The sequence below is a fragment of the Sporosarcina sp. FSL K6-5500 genome, from assembly GCF_038005665.1.
GTDB classification, from domain to species: Bacteria; Bacillota; Bacilli; order Bacillales_A; family Planococcaceae; genus Sporosarcina; species Sporosarcina psychrophila.
Window position 1 is genome coordinate 2,205,795 of sequence record NZ_JBBOTP010000001.1, and the last position, 24,029, is coordinate 2,229,823.

Consider the following 24,029-nt stretch of genomic DNA (forward strand, 5'->3'; position numbering starts at 1 on the left):
GGGCTCTGCTGTCACCTAAAGGCTCGGTAATAGTCGAGTTTTCTAATGGAAAAGGGGTAGAGAATAATGAGTAATAATCACAAAGATTTGGAAACAAAGATTACGCAGCTTCAGCATCAAACAAAATCATATGTATATGAAATTAAAAAGCTGGTAGATGAGCTCAATGATTCTGCCAGAATGAATATAATTAGCTATTTTACTTATTCATTAAACATTTCTCACGATCCTGAACAGGAGAGCTTATGCCTAGGAACTTATCATGTACATAATATGGGGAATCAGCCAATCACAAATCCTTATTTGTGTATAAAAATTCCTGAAGAATCTCCATTTTCATTTTCCGGGCGATATGTTTATGAAAACTTCAAACAGTCATTGAAGAATGCCGGTGGATGGGAACGAATAAATGATAAAACGAATCAAGAGGAATTTTGGCTAAAACCTTTGGGTAAAACATCCCTTGAACCTAATGAGACCATTTCATTTTCAAACTTCCAGATAAAATGGTTACCAGTAGAATCATATGCAGGTACTATTATGGGATTTACGTATAGTGATCAACTGAAAGATGGAATAGCCGTGATTAATCCCATCAATCTCAATGGGACTGTACGTGTAGAGGGGGTAGAGAATGAGTAAAACAGATGAAATAGAATTAATAATGAAGCATATAATACGTCAAATTATGAAAGATCAGTTTAACGAACAAACAGAAGATAAACAGGAAAACAACAATAGTTTTGTCTATTTAGAGAAAAGCACATTGAATATGTTGATTATGTATATGTTGATGAATGGTGAGCGTCGGCCTGATAAAGAGGCAAAAGGAGATTCTGACGTGAAGATTTTAGAGGAACTTGAACAGGCAATTATGGCCAACAAAGAGGACTTTGAGGAAATCATCACTCTACTTAAAGAAAGAATCTAAATTCATTTGATACAGCCTTTTGCTTGGAAAATAGCTGCGATAGGAGGGAATGACGTGAATAGTGAGAACGTCAAAAATAACGATCCCTTACAACTTCAACAAATAATCATCTTTTTAAAGGCGGAATTAGCTAAATATAAATACGAAGTTAAAAAGTATCAAGATAGCTATCACTATTCATTAGTAGAAAACCTTGAGCAAGAAAATATACAATTGACTAACGAAAAAAAAGAACTGGCTGAGGAGTTAGTTAAGTTAAATCAAGAATTTGAAAAAAGGGCTATCGATTATAAAGGATCTGTCCAATTGCAAGGATTACAAGGGAAAAGATACATCACTTCTATTGATTCCTTTCAGAAAACAAAAACAGATCTACTACCAATTAGCAAACAGCTAGCTGAAGTTATTAATAAATTGAAAGACGGAGCTAATACCGATCAACATAGATACAAAAAACATGACAGGCAAGTTACATCTCTTCATAAAAAACTTGCTAATAATAAAACGACTATAGAACAGCTCGAATACAAGCTTGGTGATCTCATTCAAGAAACAAATAAACAAGTACACTCCCAACTGGAGAAGTTAGACATAGCCAACAAAGAGCGCACCCAGTCCGAGAAAGTGAGACAACGATTACTAATAGAAATAGAAGAAAAAAATAATACTATAGGAAAACTCCAACATGAAATATCGAATTTAAAAGAACAAAATGAAAAGCATACTGTGGCTGTTGCAATAGAAGAAAAAAGTCTAACTAATAAAACGACTATAGAGCAGCTCGAATATAAGCTTGTTGATCTCATTCAAGAAGCAAATAAACAAGTACACTCGCAACTGGAGAAGTTAGACATAGCCAACAAAGAGCATACCCAGTCCGAGAAAGTGAGACAACGATTACTAATAGAAATAGAAGAAAAAAATAATAGTATAGGAAAACTCCAACAGGAAATATCGAATTTAAAAGAACAAAATGAAAAGCATACTGTGGCTGTTGCAATAGAAGAAAAAAATCTAACTAATAAAACGATTATAGCTCAGCTCGAATATAAGCTTGTTGATCTCATTCAAGAAGAAAATAAACAAGTACACTCGCAACTGGAGAAGTTAGCCATAGCTAATAAAGAGCATACCCAGTTCGAAAAAGTGAGACAACAATACCTACTAGAACTAGAAGAAAAAAATACGACTATTGGAAAACTCCAACATGAAATAGTGAATTTAAAAGAACAACATGAAAAGCACATTGATGCTATTGCAATAGAAGAAAAAAATCTAACTAATAAAACGACTATAGAGCAGCTTGAATATAAGCTCGTGGATCTCATTCAAGGAGAAAATAAACAAGTACACACGCAACTGGAGAAGTTAGCCATAGCCAACAAAGAGCATACCCAGTTCGAAAAGGTGAGACGGCGATTACTAAAAGAACTAGAAGAAAAAAATACTGCTATAGGAAAACTCCAGCATGAAATAGCGGATTTAAAAGAACAACATGAAAAGCATAATGAAGCTTTTACAATGCTAGAAATAAAATTGAACCAGAAGAATGATAGTCAAGCAGGGATGGACTATCATTCTTCTACACCTACTATTGATACTGAAACACTTATCTACTTAGACCATCAAATAAAAGAGGTAGTAGCCAAAACGTTGGATTACGAAGAGAAATTAGATGCGAAGTTGCTTGTTGTTAATAATTTGGAACAGAAATTAGATCAACTTACTGATGAAATTGACGGAATAAAGATTTTTAGTATAGAGGGGAGGGTTTTAAAAGAATTTTGACGATTATTGGTGTGTAATAGGATGGTAGCGAGTAAAGTAGATTGCATTTTGGTGTTCTATATTTACCTGAAACTCAATAGGATTACCCATAAGGCTCAACCTTTTCTCGAAAAGTTCTGAGCCTTTTTTGTTATGTTCTATTATAGAGTATGGACATAGCGACTATTAAGCTATCACTAATCCGTCTTTTGTAAAAGTAACACCCGCAAAAAAAATGAACCCCTTTGTTAATCCTTAATCTAAGCGTTTACATTTCGTCACAATTGACCTATCATACTTGTATACAAGTATATCGGGCAGCAAGTGGGGAAGTGAAATCATGAGTGAATACAAGGAATTACTATATCCTGAAAAATGGATTGCGAACGCTTCCATGGGAGCGCGTTTAGCGTGCGAGCTTAGAATGCGGATTATTTCTGGCATGATAGAAAAGGGTACTGTTTTATCGGAAAATAAATTAGCGTTGGAATTTGAAGTAAGTCGTTCTCCTATCCGGGAAGCACTAAAAGTATTGGCATCAGAAAATATTATTCGATTAGAAAGAATGGGAGCGGTTGTAGTTGGGTTAACCGAGAAGGATATCGAGGAAATTTACGATGTTCGTTTACTGATAGAAACCTTCGTTTATGAACGGATTGTTAAAATAGATACAAGTGAATTAGTGAAAGAACTAAGTAAAATACTTGAATTGATGGAAGTCGCCATTAAATACGGAGATGCAGATGAATTTTCTTATCAAGATGTTTTATTTCATGAAACGATTATTCGTTCAATTGACCATTCATACATCATGTTGATTTGGAATAATACGAAACCTGTGATGGAAAGTTTAATACTTTTATCGATGCGAATGCGTTTAGAGAAGAAATACGATGATTTTTCACGTGTATTGAAAAATCATGAAATCTACATTGAAGCCATAAAAATAAAGGATAGAGATATCATGATTCAAGCATTGCATCAAAACTTTGATGATGTTCAAGATAAAGTGGCAGACCTTTGGATGTCCCAACAAATGCTCGAAAAAGGAAGGGAGCGATAACTATGACGAACTATATGCTAGGTGTAGATATTGGTACAACGAGTACTAAAGCAGTTCTATTTACAGAAAAAGGTGAAATTATTCAACAGGAGAATATCGGTTATCCTCTTTACACACCAGATATTTCGACAGCTGAACAGAATCCAGAGGAAATATATCAAGCTGTATTACAAGCAATTTCAACCATAATGGGGAAATCTCAAATCTCTTCGGAAAAGTTATTGTTCATTTCATTTAGTAGTGCGATGCATAGCGTTATTGTAATGGATGAAAATGATGAGCCCCTAACGCAGTGTATCACCTGGGCAGATAATCGAAGTGAAGCTTGGACACGTAAAATAAAAGAAGAGTTAAATGGGCATGAGGTATACAAACGGACTGGAACACCTATTCACCCAATGTCCCCTTTAAGTAAAATTGCTTGGATTGTGCATGATCGTCCTGAAATAGCGACAAAGGCTAAAAAATATATAGGCATTAAAGAATATATTTTCAAGAAATTATTTGGTCGGTATGTTGTAGATCATTCTTTGGCTTCAGCAATGGGGATGATGAATCTGGAAAGATTGAATTGGGATGAAGAAGCATTGGAGATAGCGGGTGTCACGCCGGAGCAGCTATCTGAACTTGTACCGACAACCGAGATTTTTAATAATTGTAACGTAGGAATAGCGAGTAAGCTTGGCATTGATCCACAAACTGTATTTGTCATTGGCGCAAGTGATGGAGTGCTTTCTAATATAGGTGTGAATGCAATTGGTAAGGGTGAAGTAGCGGTAACGATTGGGACAAGTGGTGCAATCCGAACAGTCATTGACCGTCCTCAAACCGATGAGAAAGGACGGATATTTTGCTATGCATTAACTGAGAAACATTGGGTCATTGGTGGGCCAGTAAACAATGGTGGAATGGTACTTCGATGGATTAGAGATGAATTTGCATCATCAGAAGTAGAAACAGCAAAAAGACTAGGGATTGATCCATATGAAGTGTTAACGAAGATTGCTGAACGTGTAAGACCGGGATCTGATGGATTGTTATTTCATCCATACCTAGCGGGTGAACGTGCACCGTTGTGGAATCCTGACGTGCGCGGCTCATTTTTCGGTTTAACAATGACACATAAAAAAGAACATATGATTCGGGCGGCTCTTGAAGGTGTGATTTATAATCTGTACACAGTATTTTTAGCACTAATTGAAGTCATGGATGAACCAGTTATCCGAATTCAAGCAACTGGTGGCTTTGCAAGGTCTGATTTATGGCGCCAAATGATGGCCGACATATTCGATTTGGAAGTAATTGTCCCGGAAAGTTATGAAAGTTCATGTCTAGGTGCTTGCATCTTAGGGCTTTACGCTACGGGGGAAATTGAATCATTTGACGTGGTATCTGAAATGATTGGCAGTACTTATAAGCACACACCTATGGATTCTAATGTGCAAGAATATAGAAAACTATTACCGATATTCATTAATTTATCCAGAGTATTGGAAAAGGAATACACAAGCATCGCAGATTATCAGAGAAGCTTAAGTAAAGAGTAACAAAAAAGTTTGACCCTAAAAGAAAAAATGTAACACGGACGGTGCTTGAAACGATTATTTCGGAGAAAAAAAAGACTATTAATTAGGTTTGAGAAAAGTTGTAGGGCATGTCATTTCCATCTTTAATTAAGTAATAAAAAATGATCTTTCATGAGTTCACATTGAACTTACGAAAGATCATTTTTTATTGTTTATTGCATATCAAAGCTGCCCTATTGAACGAAGAAGAGATGGTGGAGCCAAAAACAAAAACGTGAAGTCCGCTAGCCCCAAACATCCCATGTAGCCTCCAGGGACCATTGCCACAATTCTAGCGCACTCTGTATTTTATTCCAGACTGGAAATAGGCATAGGTGAAAATCGCTGCCAACAAACCAATACGTTTTCCGAATATAGAGTTAGTGACAGCTAGATTTGAATTATCTAGAACTTCTTTCATATCTACTAAAGTGTCTTGTCTTGTCATGGGAATAAAAAAATCTTTAACATGGAAAGCGACATGATCTATGTGCAGAATCGTCGTATGCGTTATTTGGAAATTGTCTAAACTTACTTGTCCTCTTTCTATCGACTTCTTTGTTTGATAAGCAAATAGATAAAGTAAGGTGCCCCTATTACGGCTGTCCATACACCTGCAGGCACTTCAATCGGTGCAAAGGCAACACGAGCAATCCAGTCTGCAACAACAACGAGAATTGCTCCAATGATTGCGGATAAACCTACCATTGAACCAAAGGTAGGGCCGACAATTCTTTTTGCAATATGTGGTGCGATTAACCCAACAAACCCAATACCGCCGGCAAAAGAAACGGAGGCACCCGTCAAGGCGGCACAAAGTAAAAGGAAAATAATTCGGTTCTTTTGAACTGGGGATCCAGCACTTTTCGCCAAATCATCACCAAGTTCTAAAACGTTCATTTCCCTCGTCATGGCAAGCGTGATGAAAAAAAGAATAGTAATCCATATCGCAATCATTCGAACTTCAGTCCAATTTGAACCGTAGATACTTCCAGTGATCCAAATATTCGCTTGGCTCGCCTGATGGATTGGTCCAACAAGCATAAGTACGGTTGTTCCAGCATGCATAAATGCTGAAATTCCAATCCCTATAAGTAACATTCGGAAGGGGGCAATGCCGTTTTTCCAAGATAACGTGAACACAATCGCGGCTGTAATCATCGCACCACCGAAAGCAAATAACGGCATCCAATCTTGACTCACTGTTAGCGCATTACTTTCATTTGAAAACAATGCTAGAAATAATACAACTGCAAATGAAGCTCCTGCCGTAATCCCAATGATATCTGGGGAACCAAGAGGATTTCTAGATACACTTTGCAAAATGGCGCCCGCTGTCGCTAAGCCGATTCCAACTAAAATGGCCATCATAATACGAGGTAGCCGAAATTCAAAGATAATCGTTTGATCAAAAGACTCACCAATACCCAAAATAACTTTTAAGACATTTAAAGGTGAAATGAAAAACTCACCAGAACTCATCGATAGAATAGCTACTAACCCTAAAAGCAACGTTGCAATCATCGTTGTAAACAAAGATTTCTTATCTAAAATAAACGAAGCAACATTTCCTATTCGAACTGTCACTTTATTTTTCATGCCCCAAATCTCCTTCTTGCCACATAAATAAAGAATGGAACACCGATTAATGCAGTCATGACTCCAACCGGCACTTCCTTGGGCATTATAATGTATCGGGCTGCAATATCAGATACGAGTAAGAGAATTCCACCGTATAATGCACAAAATGGAAATACCCACTGGTGTTGGATCCCGATGAATGATCGAACGATATGAGGAATAATGATTCCGATGAAGCCGATAGGACCCGCAATTGCTACAGAAATACCTGCTAATACAACTACAATAAGAGAAAAAACAAATTTTAATAGCACTACATTCTGACCTAATCCAGACGCAACATCGTCACCCATTGCTAGTAGGTTCATTTGCTTCGCCAAAACAAAGGCTACCAGCAATCCAATCACCATATAAGGCAATCCTGTAATTAATAGACCGATAGGCCGATTGGCTACGGAACCTGCGAGCCAAAATAATACTTGATCGAGTGCTGTTTCGTTAATTGTTAGGAATCCTTGTGTCATGGATGAGAATAAAGCGGAAACTGCTGCTCCTGCTAATATAAGCTTCATTGGCGTTAACCCTTCTCTGCCAATACTACTTAAAACAAAGACAATCCCGAAGGAAACGGCCGCTCCGACTAATCCGAACATCATATAAGATTGAAGGCTTTGCACTTGGAAGAACACAACCCCAATTACGACAAAGAAAACAGCACCAGCATTAATACCTAGAATACTTGGAGAGGCTAATGGATTTTTCGTTATGGATTGCATAATTGCACCTGAAGTGGCTAAACAAGCTCCAACAGCTGCAGCAATTAATGCACGTGGTAAGCGTACATTTTGAATGACAAGATGTTCAGTTGATCCGTCATTTTCTTTAAATGCGGAAAAGGCAGTGGACCAGCTTGTATCTGTATAGCCGTATACAATACTAGAAAAAAAACAAAGAATGAAAACTAAACTACTTACGATAAGAGCAATCCACTTACCCCTTGATGTATGTATCATGACTTCCTCACTTCATTGAGAATTATTTTCAATTCACTGTTGACATGAAATATATTAGCATATAGCATACTAAGTGTAAATGATTTTCATTCTCAATTAACAGGAGGAAATAATGTACATGCGAAAAATATCATCCCTCATACTTATTATGAGTATTCTTGTATTAGCGGCTTGTGGGGCTACTAAGGAGTCAAAAGATTCAGGTGAAAGTGCACAACCAGCTGATGTAGAAACATATACTGTCGATCATGCAATGGGAAGTACAGATGTAAAAGGAACACCAAAACGCATTGTAATCTTAACAAACGAAGGTGCTGAAGCCCTTCTATCAATGGGAATTCAACCTGTAGGTGCAGTTCAATCACCCGCTGAGAAAATTTGGTATGATCATATGGACATGACAGGTACTGAATCTGTGGGTATTGAATCAGAACCAAGTTTAGAAAAGATAGCATCTTTAAAACCAGATCTGATCATTGGGAATAAAATGCGTCACGAAGCAGTTTACGAACAGTTAAGCAAAATTGCCCCAACTGTTTTTGCAGAAACGCTTCGCGGGGATTGGCAGGAAAACTTTAAATTATATGCGAAAGCAGTAAATCAAGAAGAAAAAGGTAACGAGGTATTAGGTGCATACAATAATCGCGTTGAAACAATCAAGACTGAATTAGGGGATCAAACAAATAAAAAAATATCAATGGTTCGCTTTATGGCGGGAGATGTACGCATTTACCATAAAGATTCCTTCTCGGGTGTGATTCTAGATCAACTTGGATTTGCGCGCGCAGATGGACAAGATGTGGACGATTTTGCTGAAAAAGGCCTCACGAAAGAACGTATTCCAGCTATGGATGGCGATGTGCTCTTTTACTTCACTTATGAAACTGGAGATAACGAAGCAACGAAGCTTACAAACGACTGGATTGAGGATCCATTATTTAAAAATCTAAATGTCGCGAAAAGTGGAAACGTCTCACAAGTAAATGACATCATTTGGAACACTGCTGGTGGTGTATTAGCAGCGAACTTAATGCTGGATGATATTGAGGAGTATTTCTTGAAAAAGTAATTTAAATGGAATGAAATAATAAAAAGATGAAAACAGAAAACAGCCCGATGATGCGATATTTACTCGCTTCACTGGGCTGTTTTTTTATACATAATTTACTGTTCAGCTGTGGCCGAACTGCAAAAAAACTAACTAGTAAATCGTAAGCATACAAATTAAATAAAAAAGGTATGTATGGTAGGAGCCCAAACATACCTTGAAGTATCATTAATTATCCGGCTACTGGAACATCGTGATTAATAATACGATGGCTCCAAGCAGGATTGAAATCCATGCCAATGCTTTTTGTGGAGAAGCTAAACAGACTAAGCCTAAAACGAGTGCGCCACCACCTAACCAATAAGGAGCATAAAAGAACCCTATAGCCGCTAAAATTATTGCTAACCAACCAATCCAGATGCCCAAGGAAGTTTTCAAGTCAATGACCTCCCTTCAATTTGATGGGAACAACAACTGAGTAAACGGGTCGTTCGTTATTGTTCTTATAGTTTATTATATGCAGGGTTACAGAGGGGACAGTGGTTAATGGACTCATTATTAATATTATTATTATGTGCATTTAGCTCACTTAGGATGGGGGAGCAAGAGCGGCGGGTTACGCAATCAATTCTGGAAAAGGATCAATTGACAGAAGTGACTTATTGGTACCTTGATTGACCTATTTAAGCTAAGAGGGACGTAAGAATTTAAATGAAGGATGGCGAAAGGCTGTTTAGCAACTATGTTGTTTAAAGTGGCAAGCAATAGTCTGAATCTGTGAAATAAATTAATTACTTTCCAAAAAGGTGTTGCTAATTTTCCAACAATGATGTAAAGTCTGTAATAACGTAACTAAGCAAATCCAATTTAATAGTTTTTCTTATCTAGAGAGGTATAGGGACTGGCCCGATGACACCTCAGCAACCGCCATTTTATGGCATGGTGCTAATTCCAGCAAGTTGATAACACGACTTGGTAGATGAGGAGAAGACTTATTCAGATTTAGAGTCTACTTCCTTTATTCAACATAGGAAGAGGCTCTTTTTATTTTAACTAATTTTCCCATTAAGTAACATATTTTGAAGAATGATGAAGAGAGTTTCCGGAACGGGACTTTGGGAAAGTGAAAGGAGCAAGTGATAGTCGTGAATTTACTAGATACTATGAAAGAACGAATTTTGATCGGTGATGGTGCAATGGGAACTCTACTTTATTCACACGGTGTGGATCTTTGTTTTGAAGAGCTGAACTTGACACATCCAGATCAAGTGCTTCGCATCCACCAAGCCTATATAGAGGCAGGTGCGGATATTATTCAAACTAATACGTATGGTGCGAATTATATCAAGTTAGCACGTCATGGGTTAGAGGACAGTGTAAAAAAGATAAATAAAGCCGCAGTTCAAATTGCGAAAAAAGCAGCGGGTAAAAATACGTTCGTCCTTGGAACTATCGGGGGTATTCATGGATCTCGAACATCCATTGGAACAAAGGATGAAATCAAGCGCAGTTTTAGGGAACAACTATATTGCTTACTTCTTGAGGGAGTGGACGGCCTACTTTTAGAAACTTATTACGATTTTGATGAATTAACAACCGTGCTCAAAATTGCACGTGAGGAGACAGATATCCCGATTATTACGAATGTTTCAATGCATGAGGCGGGGGTGCTCCAAAATGGGATAGAGCTCATAGATGCCTTACAGCAGTTGGAGGATTTAGGTGCAGATATAGTAGGCATTAACTGTCGCCTTGGCCCTCACCATATGCTGAAGTCTCTAGAAACTGTGCCGTTGATGAAGCGTGCTTTACTTTCGGTGTATCCGAATGCTAGTTATCCAGGATATAAGGATGGGAAACTTTTTTACGAAAATGAGCCTGAATATTTCGAGAAGTTCGCACTGAGTTTTCGGAAGGCAGGAGTTAGTTTAATAGGAGGATGTTGTGGGACGACGCCAGAACATATTAGGGCCCTAGTGAAAGGACTTACAATTCGGGAACCAATTCAAGAAAAGCTTGTTAAGAAGAAGGAGGTAAAGACAGAGGTTGTGGAGTCTGAATTGAAGGAATCTCAACCCCCAACATTGCTTGAAACAGTGAGAAAAAGACATTCGATAATTGTTGAACTTGATGCGCCCAAACATTTAAACACGGGCAAGTTCTTTGAGGGGGCTCAGGCGTTAAAGGATGCAGGCGTGGATGCCATTACACTGGCTGATAATTCCCTAGCGACGCCAAGAATTTGCAACGCTTCAATGGCTTCTCTTGTTAAACAAAAGATTGGTGCAACACCTTTGGTCCATATTACATGCCGAGATCGCAATCTAATTGGATTACAGTCACATCTCATGGGATTACACACACTGGGTATTACTGAATTGCTAGCGATTACGGGGGACCCTACGAAAATTGGTGATTTCCCCGGAGCAACATCCGTTTTCGATGTGACATCCTTTGAATTGATTCAACTCATAAAGCAATTCAATGAGGGCATTTCAAAGTCTGGAAAGTCATTGCAACAGAAAACATCCTTTACTGTGGCAGCGGCCTTTAATCCGAACGTGCGTCATTTAGATCGTGCTGTGGAGAGATTAGAGAAAAAAATAGAAGCGGGAGCCGACTATTTTATTACCCAGCCTATCTATAGCACGGAGAAGATAATTGAAGTATACGAGGCAACAAAACATATTGAGACGCCAATTTACATCGGAATTATGCCGCTGACTTCATCGCAAAACGCCGAATTTCTACACAATGAGGTACCAGGCATTAAGTTGACGGATCAAGTACGTGCAAGAATGGCTTTATCTGATGGTAATCGTGAGCAGTCTACGAAAGAAGGTTTAGAGGTTTCGAAAGAATTGATCGATGTGGCGCTGGAGCATTTTCATGGCATCTATTTAATCACTCCCTTTATGCGCTATGACATGACTGTGAATTTGACGGAGTATATACACGGTAAAGTGGACGTGATTGTAGCAAGGGAGGTGGTCCAAACCGAGAGTATCGTGTATTAAAACAGGTTGAAAAAATACAATAAAAAATAAAGGGGCTAACATACAATGGTAAAAGTACAAAGTTCAACTAGTGGATATCCAAGAATCGGTGGAAAACGTGAATGGAAAAGGGCGTTGGAAAGTTTTTGGAATGGGGCAACATCAGAAGAACAGCTACTGAAAACAACGGAAACGCTTCGTTTAGAAAGTCTACAGAAACAAAAAGAATTCGGTGTTGATCTAATTCCGGTTGGAGATTTTTCATTATACGACCATGTGCTGGACACATCTATTATGTTTGGTGTCGTACCAAAACGCTTCGAGTATGCGGGTGGTAAAGTACCTTTGGAAACATACTTTGCAATTGCGCGTGGAACTAAAGATGCGGTTGCCTCAGAGATGACAAAATGGTTTAATACAAATTATCACTATATTGTTCCGGAACTAGAAGGTGTAACGCCGCAATTAGTAGAGAACCGCCCGCTCGCTTTTTATAAGGAAGCAAAAGAAAAGCTGGGTATTGATGGCAAGCCGGTTATCCTAGGCCCAGTTACATATATTAAACTGGCAAAATCTTTTGGCGAAGAGAATTTTTCTACTTTATTGCAACAGTTTACGCCGTTGTACATTGAAGTATTGAAAGAGCTTGTAGTGGCAGGCGTTGAGTGGGTTCAGATTGATGAGCCGATTCTTACAAGTAAGTTGACAGAAGAGGATTTCCAACATGTGCAAAAGGCATACGCAGCAATTCATGAAGCAGTGCCACAATTAAAGATTATCCTACAAACCTATTTTGAAAAAGTAGCTAATTATGAAGCAGTTGTTGCGCTGCCAGTACACGGATTTGGTTTAGACTTTGTTCATGGCGATTCGCTTGAATTGCTACAAAAATATGGTTTTCCTCAAGACAAAGTACTTGCGGCGGGTGTCATTGACGGTCGAAATGTGTGGCGAGCGGATCTGGATAAAAAAGTAACGCTATTAGAAGAAATTCAGTTACATGTTGATAAAAGCCGTTTGATTGTTCAACCTTCCTCTTCACTTCTTCATGTTCCTGTCAGTACGGAAACTGAAGAGAAATTGGATCCAATTATTAAAGGCGGTCTGTCATTCGCTGATCAGAAGCTAGCTGAAATTGTGCTCCTTAGTCGGGGGATTCACGATGGAACTGAAACGATTGCGACAGGACTTGAGGAGAGCAGGAACGCACTTGCTCGTCTAAATAACTCGAAGTATCGGCAAAACGTTGAAGTTAAAGAAACGATTGAAAATCTAACTGAGCAAGATGTAAATCGCTCATTGCCATTTGCAAAACGAATTATCGAGCAGCAAAAACGTTTTAATTTGCCTCTTCTGCCGACAACGACAATCGGGAGTTTACCGCAGACGCCAGAAGTAAGACAGACAAGATCTAAATGGCGTAAAGGAGAAATTACAAACGAGGCCTACGAGCAATTTATCAAAGATCAGATTGACAAATGGATTGAAATTCAAGAAGACATCGGCATTGATGTTTTGGTCCATGGTGAATTTGAAAGAACAGATATGGTTGAATACTTCGGTGAAAAGTTCGAAGGATTTGCAGTATCACAGTTTGGCTGGGTTCAGTCTTATGGTTCGCGTTGCGTCAAGCCACCACTCATTTTAGGTGATGTTGCGTTTAGTGAACCAATTACTGTGAAAGAAAGTGTCTATGCTCAAACGTTAACGACGAAGCCTGTAAAAGGTATGCTGACGGGCCCTGTAACGATTTTGAATTGGTCCTTTGTCCGAGATGACATTCCACGTTTCGACGTATTGAACCAAATTGCATTTGCACTTCGTAAAGAAATTGAAGAGCTTGAAAAGAACGGTATTCGCATGATTCAGGTAGATGAACCTGCGCTTCGAGAAGGTTTACCGTTGGATCAAGATAAACGTGAAAGTTACTTAGATGCTGCTGTCTATGCATTCAAATTGGCAACTTCTTCTGTTGAAAATGACACGCAAATTCATACGCATATGTGTTACTCGGAATTCAGCGGTATTATCAAATCCATTAGCGCGCTGGATGCAGATGTTATTTCAATCGAAACGTCAAGAAGTCATGGCGAAATTATCGCTGCATTTGAGAACAATACGTATGATAAAGAAATTGGCTTAGGCGTTTATGACATCCACAGTCCACGTGTTCCAAGCAAGGAAGAAATGAAACAAAATATTAATCGTGCACTCAAAACAATTAATCCAAAACAATTTTGGATTAATCCGGATTGTGGTTTGAAAACAAGAAAAGAAGAAGAGACAATTGGCGCTTTGAAAATCATGGTTGAAGCGGCGAAAGAAGTTAGAGAAAGTCAATTGGCTACGCTTAAGAATTAATTATTTAAGTTGAAATGAAGATTCATTTCAAATCCGCTTAGGCTACCTCAGTAAGGCACCATTGCTTTGTTATTACATGTATTCATATGTTCACAATAAAAAAGGTATCTTCCCGTGCATTAATGACGGGGAGATACCTTTTTATTGTGGTCGGGGGAATATTGGTCTGCGAAGTATATGCTCGGTTGGTGAGGGATATGATCGGTTGCGTGAAGTATTTGCTCGGTTGGCGAGGGATATGATTGGTCGAGCGAAGTATATGCTCGGTTGTCGGGATATATGATTGGTCGGGTGAAGTATATGCTCGGTTTGCGGAGGATATGATTGGTCGCGCGGAGTATATGCTCGGTTGTCGTAGGATGATTGGTCAAGCGAAGTATATGCTCGGTTGACTGGGTATATGATCGGTTGGGTGAAGTATATGCTTGGTTGGTGAGGGATATGATTGGTCGAGCGAAGTATATGATCGGTTTGCGTGGTATATGATTGGTCGGGTGAAGTATATGCTCGGTTGACGGGGTATATGATCGGTCGGGTGAAGTATATGCTTGGTTGGTGAGGGATATGATTGGTCGCGCGAAGTATATGATCGGTTTGCGTGGTATATGATTGGTCGCGCGAAGGATATGCTCGGTTACGCAGGAAAATATGATGAGCTTAGGTCAGCATTTTTACTTTTGCTTATGTGGTATCCTTTCGTATACTATGGCACTTTGAAGTGCGTACTACCTAATTTGATTTACTTGTGTATAATTAGTATAGGAAGCTGAATTACAATCACAATCATATATAATAGAGGAGTTTTACATCATGGCAATTAAAGTTAAGGCAATTATCGGTAGTACAAGTTCAACTTCATTCAACTTAAAAATAGTTGAACATATGAGAAGTCGTTATGCAGATCAATTAGACATTACACCTGTCTTTATCAATGATCTTGATATGTTTTCAATTGATATAGAAAGCAACCCATCTGCAAACGTAGTTGATTTTAAAAATAATGTAAAAGATTCAGATGCTGTATTATTTGCAGTTCCTGAATATAACTTCTCTATTCCAGGCGCAATGAAAAATGCAATCGACTGGTTATCACGTGGTGGAGATTTCACACTTAAAAACAAACCTGGCTTCATCGTAGGATCATCTATGGGAGCATTCGGAAGTATCCGTGCGCAACTCCACTTAAGAGAAATTCTGTCAAATCCGGCGTTAGCTCCTATCTTACTGCCAGGTAACGAAGTATACATCGGTTCAGTTCATGAGAAAATGAACGAAGCTGGTGAACTTACTGATAAAGCTACGATCGATTTCTTGGATTCAGTAGTATTTAACTTTATTGAGTTCTATAACAAAACAAATACTACAGTTAAAGCTTAAGAAATCTCCTGATCATCAAAAACAGACACTCCCTGGAGAGTGTCTGTTTTTGATTTATCCATTATAGTGCGTCGCTGGTATTCTGGCTAATTCTTTTCTTTTCAATATGTGTGGCATGACCGGTGCCCCATTCGTGCATAATTGCTAAGATGGGCTGTAAGCTTTTTCCGTAATCCGAGATAGAATACTCAACTTTCGGGGGGACCTGTGGATAGATGACTCTGTTAATAATATCTTCATCTTCCAATTCCCTTAATTGCTTGGTCAACATTTTTTGGGTAATCCCTGGCATTAATCTTTTTAATTCACTAAACCTCTGTGTTCCTTCAGTAAATAAATGCAGTAAAATGATTGGTTTCCATTTACCTACCAAGATACCTAAAGCTTCGTCAACTTTACATAGTTCAGGCTTTATCCCCATAATAACCTCCATTAGTATCTTTTTGTATACTATAGCACTTTGAAGTGTGTACTTCACATTTTGGTGAATTTATTCCATAATAACATATATAGTGATCCATTACTATTCGGTAAAATTTAGCTATATATGCTGAACAAATGAACACCTTTCTAAACTTTGCGAAAGAGCCTTGCAAGGGGCAGCTGAAGCCTGTCTTAGGACGGGGCACTCCTTAGCACCGTTGCTAATACAATGGGATCTTTTAATTCAACATATACAACCAAAAACAGAAGGAGGAATTTAATATGAATAATAAATCGGTCTTTTCAAGGGGAATCAGAAGTGTAAGGGATGTCGTTTATCAGGAACACTCGCCAACTCATAAAGTAGGATTGGTCATTGAACCGGGAAACTGGGAAGAAGTCGATCCATTTCTATTGATGGCTGAAGACTTTTTCGTGCGTGGAACATTTGGCATGCATCCACACCGTGGTATTGAAACTGTTACGTACGTCATTGATGGGACGCTAGAACACTTTGACAATAAGACTGGGGGAGGAGAACTACATCCAGGAGACGTTCAATGGATGACAGCGGGTAAAGGAATCATTCATACAGAGGATCCGGCTGTTGGGGAAACGGTTCAATCCCTGCAACTGTGGGTCAATCTTCCAAGTGATAAAAAAATGACGGAACCGCGTTACCAGAACATGCGTGCACAAGATATGTCGGTCCGTCATGAAGACGGCGCTACGATACGTGTCTTTTCCGGTTCTTCGGAAGGTGTTACGGCTGACACGAAAAATCACGTGCCTGTTACGATGGTTGAATTGATCATTGAACCCGGTACCACTGTTACACAGGACCTTCCCGGCAGTTACAATGGATTTCTGTATATAATAGAAGGAATAGGGACATTTGGCAGTGAAAGCGTGGAGGGGAAGAAGGGGCAGGTTCTCTGGTTGGAACGTGGAACAGATGAAGAACAAACTGAAGTGAAGATTCACGCAGAAGAGAAACTGCATATCATGTTATATGCAGGTAAGCCTGTCGGAGAAAAAGTAGTAGCTCGCGGCCCGTTTGTGATGAATTCAGAAGAAGAGATTATGCAGGCCTATAAAGATTACAGAGAAGGAAGATTCGAGTGAACATGTACCAGTGAATTTAGTGCGGAATCACAAAGTATGAAATATTCTAATAGATTTGATATGATTTTAAGTGAAATAAGAAAATGGGAGTTGCTGATATGGGAAGTAAGATAGAGCAGGTAGCGAGTTTTAAAGAAGCAATGGGGAATTACCCGACGGGAGTCACTGTCGTTACAGCATTTGATGCAGATAAAAAACCGATGGGATTAACGGTCAATTCATTTGCATCGGTATCATTAGAGCCTTTACTAATTTTATGGTCCATTGATAAAAGAGTATCCACTTATAGTGACTTTCTAGATGCTGAAAAATTTTCGGTGAATATTTTGGCAGCAGATCAAAGTGAGTTATGTACGTTATTCTCGAGCAGGGTTGCTGATCGATTTAGTCAATGTGATTGGAAAGAATCGGATTTAAACCTACCAGTACTTTCAAATTCGCTTGCGGTTTTACAATGTAAGACGGTGCAACAAATTGAAGCTGGAGATCATACGATATTAATAGGCGAAGTATTAGATATTCAGAATGAAAGTAAAGAACCTCTTCTGTATCACCGTAGAACTATAGGTGCAATTCCAGAAGAATTTTATAGCTGACAGTGTCTATACAATCTTCAGTGTAGAAAGGCGTGTCATCAGTTTAATCTACTGATGACACGCCTTTTTTTCTTGAAAAAGAGGCTCTGTAAAAGTTTAATGTTGATATAGGAAAAAATTAGAACTTCCAATTATCCAGAAGTTCTAATTCGTAGTACAGTCTTCTTATACTAAGGTACCCATTTATGGAAAATAATTGTTAGGGATAAATTTCTTCTTTTTTGCTATAAATTTCATAAGCAAAATAGCCAACTAATAAACCTATCCCAGGTCCCCAAGCAATTGCAGATAGTAAGGGAATTAGGGAAAATATGTTTAAAAGTACAGCAATAGCGAATCCAATCATCATTCCGAATGGTATTAAACTATCTAATAAATTTTGAGCACTTTTTGACTTTTTCTTACCAAGCGTGCCTTTCTTATACTTATGTTTCATTCTTAGAATTACAAATACTGCAATTCCACCCACTATTACAATAGGTAGTAAAATACGCACAAATTCCAAAGTTGAGCCCATATTATAATCCCTCCTTTCTTTTGCTTTTGAATTGATTCAATTTTAACATAGTTTATTCCATTAAATGGTCCGTTAGTTGAATAAGAACTACTTTTTATAGTGCGAATCCTATATATGTTGACATAAAGAATCCACTCAACAACGCTCGGCTACCCCTATGAGGCGCCTTCGCTGGAGATTATATAGAACCATTAGTTCAACATATATAGGTGCATCATAGGTTTCTGTATTTTGTGTTAGATTTCCTCTGATAATCAAGTCATTCAAAGTGACTTCATTTCTCTGATATTGGCTACTTTCTAATACTTGAAACCAAGTGAGATAGTTGTTCAAATATTTAGTTGCAGATCACCTGGAATAGTGTCTAGCCCCACGAGCCATTGCCGCAGAACATCGCGATCTTAGCCTGCCTACTTCCTTTGATTGAATTATGCCTGTTGCATCTTAAAGGGCATCTTGCGCTTTTCTCAAGCCAAGGATACAACGTTCTTGCGGACCGCCTTACTGGAGATGGCTAGCACTAGAACTAGGCCCGCCGCCATTAATGCGCCATCGAGTAGAAGTGGCAAGCCCCAGCTGCCGGTGTTATCTCGAATGACTCCGGAGACGACAGGTGAGAGAACTGCTCCGATTTCTCCAATCAAATTGAGCATTCCAAACATGGATCCTCTGCTTTTTTCGGGCGTCAAATCGGAAGCCAGAGCATGTGCCACCGGTTGCAATGCAAAAAAGAATAATCCGGAGACAAACAAAATGACAGACATAACGATGGGGTTGTTATTGCCCATCATGACATAGACTGCAAATATAAAAATAGTTACAGTCAGTACAGCGGTTAGTACAGCAAGGACGTTACGTCGCCCATTTGGACGATTGGCCACTATGTCAGAAATTTTGCCGCCAAGAGGAAAACCAATGATTCCGGCCAAACCATTAAACGATGCAATCAAAGCGGCAGCCATTAACGCACCGCCACCGAAATCTTTGACGATAGAGACGGACCAAAATCCGTAAAACCATAGATGCCACATGATAGGGATAAAGAACAAGTACAATAAGAAAAGATTCTTATTCGCTATTAACGGTTTTATTTCAGACTTCTTCGTTGTGTATAAATAAAGTATTAAGAGCGGACAAAGTGCAACAAGAATGACCGCAATCGCGATAGAGGATAGACCTAGTTTGACGGAAAAGTAATAGATGCCCATCACTATGACAAGAAAAACGGCTGAGTACATGGACATGTACAATAGCCCTTTGCCAAACTGTGCTTTAATACCAGGTGAAGACAAATCTACAGAAGCACTTGAATCGTTTTTGGGCTTCATATATTTAAATAGTAGGAGTGCAATAATGAGTGTAATTGTTCCGGTCACGAAAAAAGGAAAGCGCCAAGCCCCTTCACCCATAAATGGTTCTGCGACTGTAATAAGATAAGGGACGCCAAGTGTGCCTGCTGTCAGACCAACAGAAAGTCCGGTAAGCGCCACGCCCATTCCTAATCCAATTTTTTCAGGAGGTGTATGATAGGCAATATAAGAGCGGTCATTCGAATAAAAAACGCCTTCGCCTAGCCCGAGTAGGACTCGGAAAAGAATAAATGCAACAAGGCCCCCCACCAAACCTGTTAATAAAGTGGCGATTCCAGCCCAAACAATACTTAAAATGATAATAGCACGATAGCCAAACCTGTCCCCAAAGTAGCCACCAGGAAATTGCATTAACATAAAACCGGCAAAAAATAAACTACCAATCAATCCGCCAATTCCATGGGGGTTTGCCACGTCTGCAAAAAAAGAAACTTCATTTTCAATCATATATGTAATGATCGGCCCAGTTGCAACCCGGTCAACGTAAGAAACAAACCAACCTAAAAATAACAAGCCCCAAATCGTATGATACCTTTGCAAGCCTTCCTTTTTCATTCCTCACACATCCAATTCTATTGTTAATAAAACAAAATGCCCCTCCACTGTGTTAGTAGAGAGGCATTCGAGAGAAAATACCCTCTCATTTTCCAAAGCATAGTGCTTTGCAGGAATTAGCACCTTATCAACATGATTGTTGAATGGTTGCCGGGTTTCATAGGGCCAGCCCCTCCACCGCTCTTCATAAGAGTTTTATTAGCCTATTTAATTTGTAAAGGTTACTGCCAAACGTCTTGCGCGATAGTTACAACATGACGAACTTTTTCCCATTGTTGTTCTTCAGTTAACTGATTACCTTCTTCTGTTGATGCGAAGCCGCATTGTGGGCTTAAGCATAGTTGATCTAAAGGAACATACTTTGTGGCCTCTGCTATTCTTGCTTTAAGCTGTTCAGGGGCCTCTAATTCGCCGAATTTAGAGGTGATCAAGCCTAATACGACGAAAAGGTCAGGGCGATTGACATGGCGCAACGGTTCAAAACTGCCGGAGCGTTCGTCGTCAAACTCAAGGAAAAGACCGTCAACATCTAATCCGCCGAAAATTGTTTCGGATACATCCTCGTAGCCACCACTAGAAAAATAGGTCGATTTGAAGTTGCCGCGGCAAATATGCATCGTCACGAGCAAGTCGGCAGGCCTTTTCGCGATGGATTCATTGATGGCCCGTGCGGATAGTTGTACAAGTTTGTCAGGATCTTGCCCCTTCGCTTTCAATGTTTCCCTTCCTTCTTCCGACAAGAAGGAAGCCCATGACGTGTCATCGATTTGAAGATAACGACATCCCTCATCGTACAGTGCTTGAATTACGTCTTGATAGGCAGTAACCAAGTCATCAAATAATTCTTCATCATTTGCATAGATGCCTTCTTCGAATGTCGCTCTGTGAATCAGCATATTCGGGCTTGGAATCGTGAATTTTGCAACTGCATTACCTGCGATGCTTTTCAGGAACTTGAAGTGTTCAATCATGTAATGGTCGCTAAACCCAATTTTTCCTGTCACTCTAATGCCGTGTGCTTTCGTTACAACACCATTGAATTGGAGTCCTTTATCTGTTTCGAAAAACTCAACGCCGTCAAAGCCAGAAAGGAAGTCAAAATGCCACCATTTCCGGCGGAATTCTCCGTCTGTCACAGAAATTAGTCCAGCTTCTTTTTGTTTTTCGACGAGCTTTGTAATTTCTTCGTCTTCGATTGTGCGTAATTCCTCGGCAGTGATATCACCGGTTTCTCTTTGCAAACGAGCCTGCTTTAGGCGTTCTGGTCTTAAAAAGCTCCCGACGTGATCTGCTTTAAATGGTGCTTTCGTCAAAGTTTGTTCGGCTATAGGTTTTGTCAATTTAAATTCCTTCTTTCCAATATAATAATGTTTTCTTTAATGGTACTTAATTAGGTATGGCAACTTTTTCACTTGTTTTAATCAAGGCTTGATCAAAATCGGCAATCAAGTCATCGACATGCTCGAGTCCAACAGAAAAACGTAGCAGACCATCGGTAATACCACGTTTCTCCCGTTGTTCTTTAGGCATGGCGGCATGGGACATCGTTGCAGGATAGGAGAGAATTGATTCAACTCCGCCTAGACTTACTGCGAAAACGGGTATCCGAACGTTTTCAACAAAGGCCTTTGCTGCATCTCTGTTTGGCAAACGGAAAGATAAGACAGCGCCTGGACTTGTCGATTGTTTCGAGTGGATTACGTGTCCTGGATGACTTGCTAACCCTGGATAAAACACCTCTTCTACTAACGGGTGGTCGTTCAAGTACGAGGCTATTTTACTCGCCGATTCGGATGACTGTGTTAAACGGGCACCTAGCGTTTTAATTCCTTGAATTAACGCGTAAGAATCTTGTGCGCCTAGAATAGAGCCGAAAGAGTTTTGAATGAATGCCAATCGATTGCCAAGTTCTTCCCCCTTTGTAACCGCTAGCCCAGCAATGATATCGCTATGCCCCGATAAAAATTTGGTAGCACTATGAACAACGATATCAACTCCAAGATCTAGTGGACGCTGGTAAAGTGGCGACATGAATGTGTTGTCGAGAAACGTCAGACAGTCATTCAATTTTGCAAGGTCAACTATCGCTTCAATATCTGTAATGCCCAAACGCGGGTTGGATGGTGTTTCAATATAGATCACTTTTGTATTTGGACGGATTGCACGTGCGGTTTCATCTACATTCGCTAGATCTACAAAAGTATGGTCGATACCGAATTTCGGTAATACCTCGGTTACGAATCGGTATGTGCCGCCGTAGACATCTTCGGTAACCACGATATGGTCACCCGAAGAAAGGAGCATAAATGTAGCTGAGATGGCAGCCATTCCGGAAGCGAAGGCCAATCCGCGCGAACCGCCTTCTAGTGAGGCAATCGTTTTTTCCAACGCATCCCTCGTTGGATTGCCCGAACGGCTATAATCATACGGCCCGAATGCATCGAAGCTTTCCTGATGGAACGTTGAAGATAAGTAGATAGGAACGTTGACAGCACCTGTTTTTTGTTCGTAATCTCCGCGGGTCGAAGCATGGATAATAGTCGTTTCCAACCGTTCTTTATTCAAACTCATCGTTGTAGCACCCCGCTATTCAAAGTTGCAAACACTTGCTTCAAATCTGCGATCAAATCGTCAGCCTCTTCGACTCCGACAGAGAAACGTAAAAGTCGGTCGCAGACGCCACGTCGTATTCGTTCTTCACGAGGAATATCGGCATGTGTTTGCGTTGCAGGGTAAGTGATGAAACTTTCCACTCCACCAAGACTTTCCGCAAATGTAATGAGCTGCAGATTTTCAAGGAATGGCCCGACCGATTCACTATCGTTCAGCCGAAATGATAGCATTCCACCTTTTCCTGGATAGAGAACGTCCGTAACAAGTGGTTCATCTTTCAAATAATTGACGATTATTTTCGCGTTTTCATCATGCTGTTTCATTCTTAAATGCAGTGTTTTCAGCCCTCTGATGATTAGCCAAGAATCGGAAGGGGAGAGGACTGCGCCGATAGCATTATGGTTGGCGGCAAGTTGTTCGCAAAGTTTTTCACCTTTTGCAACGACAAGTCCCGCGAGGACATCGTTATGTCCACCGATATATTTCGTTGCGCTGTGCATGACAATGTCAGCCCCGAATTCAATCGGTCTCTGGAAATAAGGCGTTAAAAATGTATTGTCAACAATCAACAGTAAATCATGCTTTTGAGCCAGTTCTGCATACTGCCGAATATCAAATTCTTGCATGAGTGGATTGGTCGGTGTTTCTATGAAGAGCGCTTTTGTCTTCGAAGTGATCAACTTTTCGGTCTCGTTCACATCGGCGAAACTCGTATACGTTGTACCGATTGAATAAACGTCGGAATACTGTTCGAGCAAGCGATATGTGCCACCGTAAATATCTTCTGGGACAATCAATTCATCTCCAGGACGGAACAGCGTTAAGATAAGCTGAATCGCCGCCATACCAGAACTGCATGCATACCCTGCATCACCGCTCTCTAAGTTTGCAATTCCATCTTCCAATATGGAGCGGGTTGGATTTTTTGTCCGTGTGTAGTCGTAGCCAGTCGATTGACCGAGCCCCTTATGTTTGTACGCAGTTGATAAATAAATCGGAGGGTTGACAGCGCCCGTCTTCGGATCACTGTTGTTGCCTAATTGGACTAGGATTGTATTCAAACTTTGTTTTGTCATTGTAGTCACCCTTTTCTTTTAGATTACAAAAGGGGACCCTCTATAAGAAGAG

General features: G+C 39.7%; 21 protein-coding genes, 1 pseudogene and 2 riboswitches. Of the genes and pseudogenes, 12 read left to right on the plus strand and 10 right to left on the minus strand.

The annotated features are described in order from the left end of the window. Positions 1–66 precede the first annotated feature (66 nt). The 5 genes from MKX62_RS10420 to gntK all read left to right on the plus strand — a co-directional run bounded on the left by MKX62_RS10420 (position 67) and on the right by gntK (position 5,308). Positions 67–642 (plus strand): hypothetical protein, encoded by a 576-nt coding sequence (locus MKX62_RS10420; RefSeq protein WP_067205459.1) that lies wholly within the window; start codon positions 67–69, stop codon positions 640–642. After that, the gene (locus tag MKX62_RS10425; RefSeq protein ID WP_067205462.1) at positions 635–931 is read left to right on the plus strand and encodes a hypothetical protein; all 297 of its coding nucleotides are present in this window, start codon (positions 635–637) and stop codon (positions 929–931) included. The genes MKX62_RS10420 and MKX62_RS10425 overlap by 8 nt, the downstream gene beginning before the upstream one ends. Positions 932–985: 54 nt before the next feature. Then, positions 986–2,719, plus strand: a complete 1,734-nt coding sequence (locus MKX62_RS10430) for a hypothetical protein (protein WP_340741360.1) — start codon at positions 986–988, stop codon at positions 2,717–2,719. A gap of 319 nt (positions 2,720–3,038) precedes the next feature. Beyond that, positions 3,039–3,761, plus strand: coding sequence for a GntR family transcriptional regulator (locus MKX62_RS10435; RefSeq protein ID WP_067205466.1), 723 nt, complete (start codon positions 3,039–3,041; stop codon positions 3,759–3,761). A gap of 2 nt (positions 3,762–3,763) precedes the next feature. Further along, complete coding sequence (gene gntK, locus MKX62_RS10440; protein WP_067205469.1) at positions 3,764–5,308, plus strand: gluconokinase; 1,545 nt, start codon at positions 3,764–3,766, stop codon at positions 5,306–5,308. Between the two features lie 564 nt (positions 5,309–5,872). Here the strand turns inward: gntK and MKX62_RS10445 are convergent. Next, positions 5,873–6,925: a FecCD family ABC transporter permease gene (locus MKX62_RS10445; RefSeq protein ID WP_187046579.1), complete on the minus strand. Its 1,053-nt coding sequence runs from the start codon at positions 6,923–6,925 to the stop codon at positions 5,873–5,875. Continuing rightward, a complete protein-coding gene (locus tag MKX62_RS10450) occupies positions 6,922–7,920 on the minus strand; it encodes a FecCD family ABC transporter permease (protein WP_067205474.1) in 999 nt (332 codons plus the stop codon). Before MKX62_RS10450 ends, MKX62_RS10445 begins: the two co-directional genes overlap by 4 nt. 112 nt (positions 7,921–8,032) lie before the next feature. Here MKX62_RS10450 and MKX62_RS10455 point away from each other — a divergent pair, with 112 nt between their 5' ends. After that, positions 8,033–8,989, plus strand: coding sequence for an ABC transporter substrate-binding protein (locus tag MKX62_RS10455; protein WP_067205476.1), 957 nt, complete (start codon positions 8,033–8,035; stop codon positions 8,987–8,989). A 219-nt stretch (positions 8,990–9,208) separates the two neighbouring features. Here the strand turns inward: MKX62_RS10455 and MKX62_RS10460 are convergent, their stop codons facing one another. Continuing rightward, entirely contained in the window at positions 9,209–9,406 is a 198-nt protein-coding gene (locus MKX62_RS10460; protein WP_197485359.1) for a hypothetical protein, read from the minus strand. A 439-nt stretch (positions 9,407–9,845) separates the two neighbouring features. After that, a riboswitch (SAM riboswitch) is annotated at positions 9,846–9,954 on the plus strand. 159 nt (positions 9,955–10,113) lie between these two features. On the opposite strand from MKX62_RS10460, the gene MKX62_RS10465 reads away from it, so the two are divergent. From MKX62_RS10465 to MKX62_RS10480, 4 genes are all read left to right on the plus strand, one after another. Beyond that, a complete protein-coding gene (locus MKX62_RS10465; RefSeq protein ID WP_340741361.1) occupies positions 10,114–11,985 on the plus strand; it encodes a bifunctional homocysteine S-methyltransferase/methylenetetrahydrofolate reductase in 1,872 nt (623 codons plus the stop codon). 45 nt (positions 11,986–12,030) lie between these two features. Next, complete coding sequence (metE, locus tag MKX62_RS10470) at positions 12,031–14,325, plus strand: 5-methyltetrahydropteroyltriglutamate--homocysteine S-methyltransferase (protein ID WP_340741362.1); 2,295 nt, start codon at positions 12,031–12,033, stop codon at positions 14,323–14,325. Positions 14,326–14,567: 242 nt separating this feature from the next. Continuing rightward, positions 14,568–14,717: a hypothetical protein gene (locus MKX62_RS10475; RefSeq protein ID WP_340741363.1), complete on the plus strand. Its 150-nt coding sequence runs from the start codon at positions 14,568–14,570 to the stop codon at positions 14,715–14,717. A gap of 418 nt (positions 14,718–15,135) precedes the next feature. Beyond that, positions 15,136–15,702 (plus strand): NADPH-dependent FMN reductase, encoded by a 567-nt coding sequence (locus tag MKX62_RS10480; protein WP_082786472.1) that lies wholly within the window; start codon positions 15,136–15,138, stop codon positions 15,700–15,702. Between the two features lie 61 nt (positions 15,703–15,763). On the opposite strand, the gene MKX62_RS10485 is transcribed toward MKX62_RS10480, so the two are convergent. Next, positions 15,764–16,123, minus strand: coding sequence for a winged helix-turn-helix transcriptional regulator (locus MKX62_RS10485; RefSeq protein ID WP_187046581.1), 360 nt, complete (start codon positions 16,121–16,123; stop codon positions 15,764–15,766). Between the two features lie 284 nt (positions 16,124–16,407). Between MKX62_RS10485 and MKX62_RS10490 the strand changes: the two genes are divergently transcribed. Both MKX62_RS10490 and MKX62_RS10495 read left to right on the plus strand, forming a co-directional pair. Further along, positions 16,408–17,250 carry a pirin family protein gene (locus MKX62_RS10490; RefSeq protein WP_067205490.1) on the plus strand — a complete coding sequence of 281 codons (843 nt, stop codon included), beginning with the start codon at positions 16,408–16,410 and terminating at the stop codon, positions 17,248–17,250. A gap of 98 nt (positions 17,251–17,348) precedes the next feature. Continuing rightward, positions 17,349–17,846, plus strand: a complete 498-nt coding sequence (locus tag MKX62_RS10495) for a flavin reductase family protein (protein ID WP_255428568.1) — start codon at positions 17,349–17,351, stop codon at positions 17,844–17,846. Between the two features lie 199 nt (positions 17,847–18,045). Here the strand turns inward: MKX62_RS10495 and MKX62_RS10500 are convergent, their stop codons facing one another. The 6 genes and pseudogenes from MKX62_RS10500 to MKX62_RS10525 form a co-directional block, all read right to left on the minus strand. Further along, on the minus strand, positions 18,046–18,363 hold the full coding sequence (locus MKX62_RS10500; protein ID WP_082786473.1) for a hypothetical protein: 318 nt from the start codon (positions 18,361–18,363) through the stop codon (positions 18,046–18,048). Positions 18,364–18,498: 135 nt separating this feature from the next. Further along, positions 18,499–18,708 (minus strand): annotated as a pseudogene (locus tag MKX62_RS10505) (hypothetical protein); the annotation flags it as partial. A 122-nt stretch (positions 18,709–18,830) separates the two neighbouring features. Continuing rightward, positions 18,831–20,288, minus strand: a complete 1,458-nt coding sequence (locus MKX62_RS10510) for an MFS transporter (protein ID WP_338653684.1) — start codon at positions 20,286–20,288, stop codon at positions 18,831–18,833. 82 nt (positions 20,289–20,370) lie between these two features. Then, a riboswitch (SAM riboswitch) is annotated at positions 20,371–20,481 on the minus strand. A gap of 28 nt (positions 20,482–20,509) precedes the next feature. Next, the gene (locus MKX62_RS10515) at positions 20,510–21,628 is read right to left on the minus strand and encodes a 5-methyltetrahydropteroyltriglutamate--homocysteine S-methyltransferase (protein ID WP_340741364.1); all 1,119 of its coding nucleotides are present in this window, start codon (positions 21,626–21,628) and stop codon (positions 20,510–20,512) included. Between the two features lie 46 nt (positions 21,629–21,674). Beyond that, entirely contained in the window at positions 21,675–22,859 is a 1,185-nt protein-coding gene (gene metC / locus MKX62_RS10520; protein WP_187046583.1) for a cystathionine beta-lyase, read from the minus strand. Further along, positions 22,856–23,977, minus strand: coding sequence for a methionine biosynthesis PLP-dependent protein (locus tag MKX62_RS10525; protein WP_340741365.1), 1,122 nt, complete (start codon positions 23,975–23,977; stop codon positions 22,856–22,858). Before MKX62_RS10525 ends, metC begins: the two co-directional genes overlap by 4 nt. Positions 23,978–24,029 lie beyond the last annotated feature (52 nt).